The sequence below is a fragment of the Halobacillus shinanisalinarum genome, from assembly GCF_022919835.1.
Taxonomy (GTDB): Bacteria; Bacillota; Bacilli; order Bacillales; family Halobacillaceae; genus Halobacillus_A; species Halobacillus_A shinanisalinarum.
Window position 1 is genome coordinate 2388741 of record NZ_CP095074.1, and the last position, 12904, is coordinate 2401644.

At 40.5% G+C, this 12904-nt stretch carries 10 protein-coding genes; 9 read left to right on the forward strand and 1 reads right to left on the reverse strand.

The genetic code is table 11. From position 1 onward, the window contains the following. The first annotated feature begins 120 nt into the window (after nucleotides 1-120). From dnaN to MUO14_RS11765, 7 genes are all read left to right on the forward strand, one after another. Nucleotides 121-1254 carry a DNA polymerase III subunit beta gene (gene dnaN, locus MUO14_RS11735; RefSeq protein ID WP_244755380.1) on the forward strand — a complete coding sequence of 378 codons (1134 nt, stop codon included), beginning with the start codon at nucleotides 121-123 and terminating at the stop codon, nucleotides 1252-1254. A gap of 221 nt (nucleotides 1255-1475) precedes the next feature. Beyond that, nucleotides 1476-1697: a S4 domain-containing protein YaaA gene (gene yaaA / locus MUO14_RS11740; RefSeq protein WP_244755381.1), complete on the forward strand. Its 222-nt coding sequence runs from the start codon at nucleotides 1476-1478 to the stop codon at nucleotides 1695-1697. Nucleotides 1698-1712: 15 nt separating this feature from the next. Then, nucleotides 1713-2831, forward strand: a complete 1119-nt coding sequence (gene recF, locus MUO14_RS11745) for a DNA replication/repair protein RecF (protein ID WP_244755382.1) — start codon at nucleotides 1713-1715, stop codon at nucleotides 2829-2831. A 9-nt stretch (nucleotides 2832-2840) separates the two neighbouring features. Next, nucleotides 2841-3125, forward strand: a complete 285-nt coding sequence (remB, locus tag MUO14_RS11750; protein WP_244755383.1) for an extracellular matrix regulator RemB — start codon at nucleotides 2841-2843, stop codon at nucleotides 3123-3125. Between the two features lie 50 nt (nucleotides 3126-3175). Continuing rightward, nucleotides 3176-5098: a DNA topoisomerase (ATP-hydrolyzing) subunit B gene (gene gyrB, locus MUO14_RS11755; RefSeq protein ID WP_244755384.1), complete on the forward strand. Its 1923-nt coding sequence runs from the start codon at nucleotides 3176-3178 to the stop codon at nucleotides 5096-5098. A 160-nt stretch (nucleotides 5099-5258) separates the two neighbouring features. After that, nucleotides 5259-7790, forward strand: coding sequence for a DNA gyrase subunit A (gene gyrA, locus MUO14_RS11760; protein WP_244755385.1), 2532 nt, complete (start codon nucleotides 5259-5261; stop codon nucleotides 7788-7790). Between the two features lie 87 nt (nucleotides 7791-7877). After that, entirely contained in the window at nucleotides 7878-8981 is a 1104-nt protein-coding gene (locus MUO14_RS11765; RefSeq protein WP_244755386.1) for an HD-GYP domain-containing protein, read from the forward strand. Nucleotides 8982-9002: 21 nt separating this feature from the next. Here MUO14_RS11765 and MUO14_RS11770 read toward each other — a convergent pair whose 3' ends face one another. Continuing rightward, nucleotides 9003-9716 (reverse strand): YaaC family protein, encoded by a 714-nt coding sequence (locus MUO14_RS11770; protein ID WP_244755387.1) that lies wholly within the window; start codon nucleotides 9714-9716, stop codon nucleotides 9003-9005. 189 nt (nucleotides 9717-9905) lie between these two features. Between MUO14_RS11770 and guaB the strand changes: the two genes are divergently transcribed. Together guaB and MUO14_RS11780 are read left to right on the forward strand one after the other, a co-directional pair. Beyond that, nucleotides 9906-11375, forward strand: a complete 1470-nt coding sequence (gene guaB / locus MUO14_RS11775; protein ID WP_244755388.1) for an IMP dehydrogenase — start codon at nucleotides 9906-9908, stop codon at nucleotides 11373-11375. A 105-nt stretch (nucleotides 11376-11480) separates the two neighbouring features. Beyond that, nucleotides 11481-12818, forward strand: coding sequence for a serine hydrolase (locus MUO14_RS11780; protein WP_396265826.1), 1338 nt, complete (start codon nucleotides 11481-11483; stop codon nucleotides 12816-12818). The last annotated feature ends 86 nt before the right edge of the window (nucleotides 12819-12904 follow it).

The following is a 12904-nucleotide window of genomic DNA, read 5'->3' on the forward strand; positions in this document are numbered from 1 at the left end:
ACATGTGGATAGACTTTATTCGCTTAAGCTCATTGAGGTTATCCACAAATTCACAGCACCTAGTACTTCTATTACTATTTTTTTAAATAATAATTAATATATACAAGAGGAGTGAATCCCATGAAATTTACGATCCAGCGGGAACAATTGATGGAAAGTGTCCAACATGTCATGAAAGCCATCTCATCCAGAACAACGATTCCAATCTTAACCGGTATGAAATTAGAAGTGAGTGAACAAGGGGTAAAACTTACAGGGAGCGACTCAGACATTTCTATTGAATCAATTATTCCTCTTGAAGAAGATGGCATCGTGTATGTCGAACATATAGAACCTGGAAGTGTTGTACTCCAGGCAAAATATTTCCCAGATATCGTTCGTAAACTTCCACAAAGCACCGTAGAAATTGAAAGTGATGACCGCAGAAACATTACGATTCGTTCCGGAAAAGCTGAATTTCATTTGAATGGGCAAGATGCAGAAGAATACCCTCAGCTGCCTCAATTACATACAGAGGATAGCTTTGAGTTACCGACTGACTTATTAAAGAATTTAATTCGTCAAACAGTATTTGCCGTTTCCTCTTCTGAAACCCGTCCTATTCTTACAGGGGTACATGTTAGAGTTGAAAATGAAGAGCTCCATTTTACTGCGACTGACAGCCATCGCCTAGCTTCCCGAAAGATTCCTTTAGAATCAAAAACCGACCTTCCCTCTGTTGTTATTCCAGGGAAAAGCTTAACGGAGCTTAATAAAATTCTTGATGATTCTGAAGACACGATTGAAATAAGTGTCACAGAAAATCAGGTCTTATTCAGAACAAAATATTTATATTTCCTTTCTCGTCTATTAGAGGGAAATTATCCTGAAACATCACGCCTCATTCCTGAACAAAGCAAAACCGTTGTTAAAATAGGTACGAAAGAATTCTTGCAATCTGTTGACCGCGCCTCTTTATTAGCTAAAGAGAATCGTAATAATGTTGTTCGTCTAATCACAAAGGACGGTAACCAAATTGAAATCAACGGGAACTCTCCTGAGGTGGGTAATGTAGTTGAAGAGGTGGTTGCTGATTCGATAGAGGGAGAAGATTTGAAAATCTCCTTCAGTGCTAAATATATGATGGATGCCTTAAAAGCTGTTAACTATGATCAGGTAAAGGTGGAATTCACTGGTGCTATGCGCCCATTCTTGATTCGTCCAGTAGATGATGAGCAAATCCTTCAATTGATTTTGCCTGTACGTACTTACTAGAAAAATTTAGTGATTTAGTAAGGCCGTAACTTTTTCCTGACCTAATTAAGGAATAGGAAAAATACCGTTATGACATCAAATCATAACGGTATTTTCTATTTTATTGGAGAATGACATACAAATTAGCTATTTTATGTCACATTCTACTGTTTGCTTTTCTTAACGGCATATTTTTAGTAAAATAGAGAGATAAGACAAACCAACACAAATAGGGTGAATATATGAGTGAACGTATTGAAATATCTACAGAATTTATTCCACTTGGACAGTTCTTAAAGCTGAGTAATGTAGTAGAGTCAGGTGGAATGGTTAAGGTTTTCCTGGCCGAATTTGAAGTATATGTAAATGGTGAGCCAGAACAACGCCGCGGAAAAAAGCTATACCTGGGAGACGTCGTTGATATACCTGAATTCGGAGTTTATGAAGTAGTCCGAGAAGAATAGTCGGAGTATATAACTATGTATATTCATGAAATGTCAATGCGGTCTTTTCGAAATTATAATCAGATCTCATTGACTTTTGATCATACAATAAATGTCATTATTGGTGAAAACGCCCAGGGTAAAACCAATTTAATGGAAGCCATTTACGCTTTAGCTTTTACACGCTCCCATCGTACTCCCCGTGATAAAGAATTAATACAATGGGACGCGGAGTATGCTAAAATAAATGGGAGTATATTCAAACGGAACCGTCGCTTTCCCCTCGAGATTGTTTTTTCTAAAAAAGGGAAGAAAGCGAAGTTAAATCATATCGAGCAAAAACGGCTTAGTGACTATATTGGTGCGTTAAACGTGGTTATGTTTGCACCTGAGGATTTAAACCTGGTAAAAGGAAGTCCTCAGGTGCGTCGTAGGTTTATTGACATGGAAATCGGACAGATCCAACCAAGATATATTTATCATTTAGGGCAGTATCAAAAAGTTTTGCGTCAGCGAAATCATTTACTAAAGGAACTCCAGCGTAAACCATCAGCCGATCGAACGATGCTAGGTGTACTTACCGATCAGTTGATTGAACATGCTGTTACCATAGTTGAGCGTCGGTTTAAGTTTTTGCAATTGCTTCGTTCGTGGGCAGGACCGATTCATGAAGGGATTAGTCGGAAACTAGAAAACCTTGAAATAAATTATGATGCTAGTGTAAAAGTATCAGAGGAAATGGATTTGGCAACAATAAAGATAAACTATGAAGAAAAATTTAGGGAGATAGAATCTAAGGAGATCGAGAGGGGCACCACTTTAGCTGGCCCCCACCGTGATGACCTCGTTTTTTATGTGAATGGGAAAGATGTTCAAACGTATGGCTCCCAAGGACAGCAGCGTACAACGGCTTTATCTTTAAAGCTTGCTGAAATTGAACTGATTCACAGTGAGGTTGGCGAATATCCGATCTTACTCTTAGATGACGTGTTAAGCGAACTGGATGATTTCAGGCAATCCCACTTGCTTCATACGATTCAAGGAAAGGTACAGACGTTTGTATCCACAACAAGTATTGATGGAATAGAGCACGAAGCACTCAAAGAAGCTGAAATATTTCGGGTCACAGAGGGAACGATTGAGGTTCAGAAATGAGGTGACAAATTGTTTATTCACATCGGTGATGATCATGTTATTCAATCTAAAGATGTTATTAGTATCATCGATTACAGTTTAATGGCGTCTTCCTCTATTATTGAGGAAATGATTTTTAATCAAAGAAAGAATAAACAAGTGGTTGAAACAGAAGAAGATAATGCTAAATCTATTGTAATCACTAAGGAATATATTTACTTTAGCCCTCTTTCTGTTTATACGTTAAAAAAACGGGCGAATATGATGTCCACTTTAAATAAATTAGAAGACTTCACGGAAGAACAGGAAATGTAGCATTGTCTTTAAGGCTTTGCTAAACCACTTGAGAAATGTAGGTGAGTACCATGAAGGAAGAGATACTAGAGGAAAAACAATCCTATGACGAGAATCAAATACAGGTACTTGAAGGCCTTGAGGCTGTAAGGAAGCGCCCGGGTATGTATATTGGTTCAACAAATGAGAAAGGTCTTCATCATTTAGTCTGGGAAATAGTTGATAACAGTATTGATGAAGCAATGGCTGGATACTGTGATCATATCCAAGTTGTGATAGAAAAAGATAATAGTATTACCGTCATTGATAACGGACGTGGTGTTCCAGTTGGGATGCATGAAAAAGCAGGTCGTCCAGCTGTTGAAGTCATTATGACCGTATTGCATGCAGGAGGGAAATTCGGCGGCGGCGGTTACAAAGTATCAGGTGGTTTACACGGTGTAGGTGCTTCCGTTGTAAACGCATTGTCTTCTAAGCTTGAAATTTTCGTTCACCGTGATGGAAAAGTTCATTATCAGGAATATCACAGGGGAGTCCCTCAAGAAGATTTAAAAGTCATTGATGATACCGATATTACAGGAACAAGAGTTCAATTTAAGCCAGATCCAGAAATTTTCACAGAAACAGAAGAGTATCAATACGAGATATTAGCGAACCGCATTCGTGAACTGGCTTTCTTGAATAAAGGGTTAACAATTACGCTTGAAGATAAACGTAGTGAGCAAGAGGCGGCTCACTATTACTACGAAGGAGGTATTATTTCCTACGTAGAGCATTTAAACCGGACTCGTGAAGCACTGCATGAACCTTTTAGTATTGAAGATGAGCAAGATGAGATTTCCATCGAAATTGCAATGCAATATAACGATGGATTTGCAAGTAACATTTATTCCTATGCAAATAACATCCATACCTATGAAGGCGGTACACACGAATCAGGCTTCAAAACAGGTTTAACTCGTGTAATTAATGACTATGCCCGTAAAAATAATATGTTTAAAGAAACCGACCCGAATTTAACAGGTGATGATGTACGTGAAGGTCTCACTGCGATTATTTCGATTAAACATCCGAATCCTCAATTCGAAGGCCAAACCAAAACCAAGCTTGGAAATAGTGAAGCTCGAACGATTACAGATGCCTTATTCTCAGAAGGTTTATCCAAATTCCTATTTGAAAATCCAGATGTGGCCAAACGAGTTGTAGAAAAGGGGTTAATGGCTTCAAGAGCGCGCATGGCTGCTAAAAAGGCACGTGAATTAACTCGTCGTAAAAATGCTCTTGAGGTATCAAACCTACCGGGTAAGCTTGCGGATTGTTCATCAAAAGATGCTAACATTTCTGAACTATACGTCGTTGAGGGTGATTCAGCCGGTGGGTCTGCTAAGCAAGGACGTGACCGACACTTCCAAGCGATTCTGCCGCTAAGAGGTAAGATTATTAACGTAGAGAAAGCACGCTTAGATAAAATTCTTTCTAATAACGAAATTCGTACAATAATTACTGCACTAGGGACGGGGATTGGCGAAGAATTCGATATTACAAAAGCACGCTATCACAAAGTTGTTATTATGACAGATGCTGACGTTGATGGAGCGCACATTCGGACACTGCTGTTAACGTTCTTTTATCGTTACATGCGCCCACTCATTGAGCATGGCTATATCTATATTGCACAACCCCCATTGTATAAGATTCAGCAAGGGAAGGCTGTTTATTACACGTATAGTGATAAACAGTTGGATGAAATCATGGCTGAGCTGCCGAGCTCTCCTAAACCCGGCGTACAACGATATAAAGGTCTTGGTGAGATGAACCCAGAACAGTTATGGGAAACAACCATGGACCCTGAAACACGTACACTGCTTCAAGTTAGCCTTCAAGATGCTATTGGAGCAGACGAAACGTTTGATATCCTTATGGGAGATAAAGTGGAACCACGCCGTAACTTCATCCAAGAGAATGCACAGTACGTGAAGAATTTAGATATATAAAGAAAGTGCAAGTGTTCAGAAGCGATTGACACGTCCTTTGTGCCAAGATGCTTGTAATCTAGACAAAAGTGAAAAATGGAAATGACCCCCTGTTCATGGGAATACGTTAGAACGGCTTCATGCCGTTCTTTTCCTCGCAGGTCACTAGGAGGTAAAATGAATGGTTGATCAACCCGAACGCCCACGCGTACAGGAAGTGAATATTAGTCAGGAAATGCGAACGTCCTTTCTTGACTATGCGATGAGTGTTATTGTTGCTCGTGCTCTTCCTGATGTACGTGATGGATTAAAGCCGGTACACCGACGTATTTTATATGCGATGCATGATTTAGGTATGCATTCAGATAAAGCCTATAAAAAATCAGCACGTATCGTAGGAGAAGTTATTGGTAAATACCACCCGCATGGTGACTCTGCTGTTTATGACACGATGGTACGTATGGCTCAGGATTTTGCTTATCGTAATATGCTTGTAGATGGGCACGGTAACTTTGGTTCTGTGGATGGGGATGCTGCGGCTGCGATGCGTTATACAGAAGCACGTATGTCTAAGATTTCCATGGAAATTCTGCGTGATATTAACAAAGATACAATAGACTACTCGGATAACTATGATGGCTCAGAAAAAGAACCTGTTGTTTTGCCAGCTAGATTCCCAAACCTGCTCGTAAATGGTGGATCGGGAATAGCGGTAGGTATGGCAACAAATATTCCGCCCCACCAGCTTGGTGAAGTCATTGACGGTGTACTTGCACTCAGTAAAGACCCTGAGATTACAATCCAAGAATTGATGGAAGAATATATTTATGGACCTGACTTCCCCACACATGGACAAATTCTCGGTCTAAGCGGGATAAGAAAAGCCTATGAAACTGGGAAAGGCTCTATTACTATTCGTGCAAAAGTAGACATTGAAGAGCAAGCAAATGGTAAAGCGCGGCTTATAGTAACGGAGCTTCCTTATCAAGTAAACAAGGCACGTCTAGTAGAAAAAATAGCTGACTTGGCAAGGGAAAAAAAGATTGATGGCATAACAGACCTGAGGGATGAATCTGACCGTAATGGTATGCGTGTTGTGGTAGAATTACGTCGTGATGCCAACCCGAACGTACTGCTTAATAACCTATATAAAATGACAGCACTTCAGACCACATTTGGGATAAATATGCTGGCTTTAGTCGATGGGCATCCAAAGGTTCTGAACTTAAAACAATGCCTTGAGCATTATTTAGAGCATCAAAAAGTGGTAATCAGACGCAGGACAGCTTATGAACTGCGTAAAGCTGAAGCCCGTGCTCACATCTTAGAAGGTTTGCGTGTCGCATTAGATCATCTGGATGAAGTTATCAAACTGATAAGGGAATCACAAACAACAGAGATTGCCCGTACAGGTTTAATGGAGCGCTTTGGTCTTTCTGAAAAACAAGCGCAGGCGATTTTAGATATGCGTTTACAACGTTTAACGGGGCTTGAAAGAGAAAAAATTGAAGAGGAGTATCAAGAGCTTATTAAACATATCACTGAGCTGCGTGCAATTTTGGCAGATGAAGAAAAAGTTCTTGAAATTATTCGTGAAGAGCTTCTTGAAGTGAAAGAACGCTATAATGATGAACGTCGTACCGAAATCATTTTAGGGGGAACGGACTTCATTGAAGATGAAGATTTAATTCCTGAAGAAACAGTCATTGTGACACTAACCCATCAAGGGTATGTCAAACGTCTACCCGCAAGTACTTATCGTTCACAACGTCGAGGTGGACGTGGTGTCCAGGGTATGGGCACACATGAAGAGGATTTTGTTGAACACTTATTATCAACTTCAACACACAACACCTTGTTGTTTTTCTCAAATAAGGGGAAAGTGTATAAGGCAAAAGGGTATGAAGTGCCAGAGTTTAGTCGTACAGCCAAAGGGATTCCAATCATTAATATGCTGGAGATTGAGCGTGATGAATGGATCAATGCGGTTATTGCCGTTGAGGATTTTGTTGATGATTGGTATTTCATTTTTACGACCAGAAATGGAATTACGAAACGGACGAGCATTTCTCAATTCGCGAATATTCGCCGCGGAGGTTTAATTGCCCTCGGATTACGTGAAGATGATGAACTTATTTCTGTAAGACTCACTAATGGGGACAAAGATATTATGATAGGTACTCAAAACGGTTATGTGATTCGTTTTAATGAGGGCCAAATTCGCTCAATGGGGCGAACAGCTGCAGGGGTGAAAGGGATCTCCCTTCGTGAAGATGACAAAGTTGTATCGATGGAAATTATTGATGACAGTCTGCAGGTCTTGACCGTTACCAATAGAGGGTTTGGTAAACGTACCCCTGCTGACGATTACCGAATTACGAACCGTGGTGGTAAAGGTATCATTACCTGTAATTTAACTGAGAAAAACGGTCAAGTTGTAGCATCAAAGGCTGTAACTGGTGAAGAAGATGTGATGATCATAACTGCGAGTGGTGTACTGATTCGTATGCCAGTGGAAAGCATTAGCGAGACAGGAAGAAACACTCAAGGAGTCCGATTGATTCGCCTGCAGGAAGAGGAAGAAGTGGCAACTGTCGCTCGTATCGAGTCTGAAAAAGAAGAAGAGGAAATTATAGAAGAAGCTATAGAAGAGGCGGAAAATAAAAAAGAACAGGCAACAGAAGTTCAAGAGGACGATTCCTCTGAAGAATAAGCTGGTTCGTTGAAATTTGCAAAGTCGCCTGTCGTTCATGCGGCAGAGCGGCTTTTTTCTTTATATATTAAGAAAGAGGCGGTGCATATGCATGTACATCCTTCTCAATTAATACAAGGGTGTATTGTTGTTCAAGATATCATGGGCCAGACAAGACGGCCGATTATTCCAAAGCATACAGTGATTAATCCTCTACATATTAAAATCCTGCATAAATTTAACGTACAATCCATTGAAGTAGGTTCAAAACTTTCAAATGGCTCACCTTACTTTCCTAAACAACAATTCAAGGGGCACCCTAAACCTCATGAAGCCCACAGTAAAGACACAACACAAACAGAGAACGTCAGTTTCCAGGATCATTACTTAGAGGTAGTGACACAGTATAAACAGTGGTTTTCCCTCTGGCAGAGAGGGTCATCCATCGATATGACAGAAATCCGGAATGTCTTCATTCCCCTTTTGAAAAGAGCCATGAAAACTAAGCGTGATGTATTTCTTTTACACCATTATTCTACGGCAACAGACTACAGTGAACATCATTGTGTAGCGCTGGGCCTCATTTCAGGATTTCTTGCAGCAAAACTTGGTTATACACAAGGTGAATGGATTCAAGTGGGGTTAGCAGGGTTGTTCAGCGACTGTGGAATGACACGGATTGAAGAAACCATTCTGAATAAAAATGTCGCATTAAGTCAACAAGAGTATGAAGAAGTGAAAAAACATCCTACTTATTCCTATCGGTTAGTAGAGAATATACCTTCTTTAAATAATCAGGCGAAACTCGCCATTCTTCAACACCATGAACGACTGGATGGGAGCGGTTACCCATTGGGCTTGAAGCAGGATAAAATTCATCTTTTCAGCCAAATTATCGCTGTTAGTGATATGTATCATGCGATGACATCTGAAAGGGTTTATCGTAAAAAACAATCTCCCTTCAGGGTACTCGAGGCTGTACTCAAAGAGCAATTTGGGAGATACGATCATCAAGTGATTCAAGCCTTTGTTAAAGAATTGACAAATTATTCGACAGGAACGAGAGTAAGACTAACGAATAACCAGCTTGCAGAGATTATCTTTGTTGAACCATCGAATCCTACACGACCAATGATCCGCTTCCAAGAAAACGGAGAAATCATCCATCTAAAAGATACTACTGATATTCATATTGAAGAAATCTTTGATTAAACCCAGGCCAGTTTGTCAGGTTTAATGGAGGCTGACAAACTGATCTTTCAACCATTCAGCAACTAACGCTGGGATATGTCCGGGAAGGGATCGCAGGAAATGGACAATAAATACATAATCTTCTCGGTCCCTTAGCTGCTCCATCTCCCCCCACCACTCCCCTTCATATCGAACAAGCATACTCAGATTATATAAAATGGCAAAATGGGCGAGTAATTCTGGAAGTTTAGCCGGAAAAGCCTCTTTACCTTTACATGAATAAATAGGTTCCATAAATAGGAGAGGGCGTAACATATCATCCATTGATAGTTTATTTTGATCAATTGTCTGATTAAATAGATGCTTAGCTGCATACGGGAAAAGCCCGTTTGGTTGAATGCGTACATCATCCTCTAAAAAACGATAGTGCATCTTTTTCCTTTTCCGTGTGGAAAGTCCGTGAGCCAGTACCTTCGCTGTAGCGGGATACGCTGGGTCTACGGTAAGAAGACAGCTTTTTAAATAGTGAGTCAAGCCATAATAGTAGAGCAATGGTTGAACACTTAGAGGGGTGGAAGCAGCGGCGGATAAATATTCTTCTCCTAGTTTGATCTCATATATAAAACGTTCAGCATTATGGTAAGCATGTTCTTTCGCTTTCTTACTGTCAATTCGGTCATAGCATTTTAATAAAAATGGTCTTGTATGTGAAGTGACATGTAAATAGGTGAGCCACGTTGATCGGCTATCTGTCATAACTCGACTCCTTCCTTTTATAACAGGGGTAAGTGCCATATTTTTATCCTTGAAAAAGCTCAATCATTGTCGTATTGTAAATAACAATAAGAAAATCTAAGTTTCGTGGCAGTTTAGTCCATCTATGATGACTATAGCCCACTTACTTTACCCACATTTACCCAAAATTATTTAAGGAGAGGATCAAATATGCGTGAGGACAAGTTTACTAAAGAGGGACTAACGTTTGACGATGTTCTTCTGCTGCCAGCGAAATCTGACGTTTTGCCACGTGATGTTTCATTGGCTACAGATTTGTCACCGACGTTGAGACTGAAAATGCCGATTATTAGTGCAGGCATGGATACAGTTACAGAGGCACCTATGGCAATTGGTATGGCACGACAAGGCGGACTTGGTGTGATTCATAAGAACATGTCCATCGAGGCACAGGCAGAGCATGTTGATCGAGTAAAACGTTCTGAAAGCGGGGTTATCTCAAACCCTTTCTTCTTAACACCGGAGCATCAGGTATTTGATGCTGAGCACTTAATGGGAAAATATCGAATTTCTGGTGTGCCAATTGTTAATAACGATGAAGACCTTAAACTGGTAGGCATTATTACAAATCGTGATCTGAAATTCATTGATAATTATTCAATCGCGATTTCTGAAGTCATGACTCATGATAACTTAGTTACTGCGCCGGTAGGGACGACTCTGAACGAAGCTGAGAAAATTCTGCAGAAATATAAGATTGAAAAATTGCCGATGGTAGACAGTCAAGGGACATTAAAAGGATTAATTACGATCAAGGATATTGAAAAGGTCATTGAATTTCCTAATTCGGCCAAAGATGAACAAGGTCGTTTGCTTGTAGGGGCTGCTGTTGGCGTAACTGCTGATGCGATGACACGAATTGATAAGCTTGTTGAGGCTAGTGTTGATGCGTTAGTTGTAGATACAGCTCACGGCCATTCACAAGGGGTCATTGAACAGGTGAAGCGCATTCGTGATAAATATCCTAAGATTAACATTATTGCTGGAAATGTGGCTACACCAGAAGCTACACGCGAATTAATTGAAGCAGGAGCCGATGTCATTAAGGTTGGAATTGGCCCTGGGTCAATTTGTACCACACGTGTTGTAGCAGGTGTTGGAGTTCCGCAAATTACAGCCGTAAATGATTGCGCTATGGAAGCATCCAAGCATAATATTCCAGTTATTGCTGACGGCGGAATTAAATATTCTGGCGACATCGTTAAGGCGATTGCAGCCGGTGGACATGCAGTGATGCTCGGAAGTCTTCTAGCTGGAGTAAGCGAAAGCCCGGGAGAAACGGAAATATTCCAAGGGCGCCGTTTTAAAGTATACCGTGGAATGGGTTCAGTCGGTGCAATGGAATCCGGATCCAAGGACCGTTATTTCCAAAGTGAGCAAGAAACGAAGAAACTTGTCCCAGAAGGAATCGAGGGACGCATGCCTTATAAAGGACCGCTAGCTGACTCTATTCATCAGCTTCTCGGAGGACTACGTTCTGGAATGGGATATTGTGGGGCAAGTACAATCGAAGCTCTCCGAATTGATGCCAAATTTACTAGAATTACTGGTGCGGGATTACGTGAAAGTCATCCCCATGACGTGCAAGTTACAAAAGAAGCACCGAACTACTCCATTTGACACGTTAAAAAATCTTTAGACAGGGACTTTTCCCTGTCTATTTTTTTATATAACCATGTGATAGAATAACAAAGATGCATAAATTATTCGTGGAGGTTGAGAGAGTTGAAACAAAGATTGCAAGCATCATTGGCCGTGGGAATGGCTCTTGTTTTAAGTGTGTTGATGATTTTTGGAAATCCTGGGATTACATACGCAGCCACAGTTGAAGTGGAAGCAGAGTCAGCTATTTTAGTAGATGCAGAGACAGGAAAGATTTTATTTGAAAAAGAGGCTGATTTAACTTTACCTCCAGCTAGTATGACCAAGATGATGACAGAATACCTTGTCCTTGAGGCTATCGAGGAAGGTGAAATTAGCTGGGATACAACAACTCAAATTAGTGATTATCCATATAGTATATCCGCAGATCCATCCTTTTCCGGGGTAGGATTGACACAAAATCAGGACTATACGGTCCGTGAACTTTATGAAGCGATGGCGATTAACTCAGATAATGCAACAACTATTGCATTAGCAGAACTGATTGCCGGTTCAGAAGGCGCATTTGTAAAGATGATGAATAAAAAAGCGGCTGAACTAGGACTTCCTGACTATCAATTTGTAAACTCAACAGGATTATCTAATAGTAATCTCGGTGAAAACTATCCAGAAGGTACTGAACCAAATGCCAACAATTTGTTATCAGCCCGTTCAGCTGCCCTACTAGCTTATCATCTCGTGAATGATTATCCTGAAGCACTTGAGATAACCAGTATAACAACTACCGAATTTGACGGACAGCAAATTAGAAACTGGAACTGGATGCTCCCAAATATGCCGGGGTACCTAGCTGATTATGGATATGAAGGAATGGACGGCCTGAAGACAGGTTGGACTGACCTTGCGGGTTACTGTTTTACAGGAACAGCGGAGCGCGATGGCCAACGCTTTATTTCTGTAGTTATGAAAACGAATAGTGAGGAAGCAAGGTTCCAGGAGACACGAAAGCTGCTTGATTATGGATTTAAGCAGTTTGAACAAAAAGAACTTTTCCCTGCTGGTTATCAAATCGAAGGTGAATCAGAAGTTCCTGTAGCAAAAGGAAAAGAGGGGACCGTTGAGATTGAAGCGGCTGAGGATCTTACAACGCCGGTCAAAAATGGTCAAGAAGATATGTATGAAGTGAAATATAATATCTCTAAGGAGCATTTAGATAAAGATGGGAATCTAACTGCCCCTATTAAAAAGGGAGAGAAAATTGGGACGGTTGAACTCGTTTACAACGGCGAAGACAACTATAAAAACTTAGTAACTGGGAAAACTCAAAAAACAGCAGTAGATCTTGTTACGACTTCAGCTGTTGAAAAATCAAACTGGTTTATGTTGATGGTAGGCGGTGTTGGGAATTTCTTCAGCGATATATTCACTAGTGCCATGGATATGGTGAAGGGCTGGTTCTAGTTCTAATCCTAATCCTAATTTATATAGTAGGATTTATGGCCGCAATACGTTACAATAGTAGGCAGGAATCGAGATTATAGAAGATT

Bases quoted from the DNA above. Each gene is read 5' to 3' on its own strand.
- dnaN (WP_244755380.1), top strand. From the start codon at position 121: ATGAAATTTACGATCCAGCGGGAACAATTGATGGAAAGTGTCCAACAT.
- yaaA (WP_244755381.1), top strand. From the start codon at position 1,476: ATGAGTGAACGTATTGAAATATCTACAGAATTTATTCCACTTGGACAG.
- recF (WP_244755382.1), top strand. From the start codon at position 1,713: ATGTATATTCATGAAATGTCAATGCGGTCTTTTCGAAATTATAATCAG.
- gyrB (WP_244755384.1), top strand. From the start codon at position 3,176: ATGAAGGAAGAGATACTAGAGGAAAAACAATCCTATGACGAGAATCAA.
- gyrA (WP_244755385.1), top strand. From the start codon at position 5,259: ATGGTTGATCAACCCGAACGCCCACGCGTACAGGAAGTGAATATTAGT.
- MUO14_RS11765 (WP_244755386.1), top strand. From the start codon at position 7,878: ATGCATGTACATCCTTCTCAATTAATACAAGGGTGTATTGTTGTTCAA.
- MUO14_RS11770 (WP_244755387.1), bottom strand. From the start codon at position 9,716: ATGACAGATAGCCGATCAACGTGGCTCACCTATTTACATGTCACTTCA.
- guaB (WP_244755388.1), top strand. From the start codon at position 9,906: ATGCGTGAGGACAAGTTTACTAAAGAGGGACTAACGTTTGACGATGTT.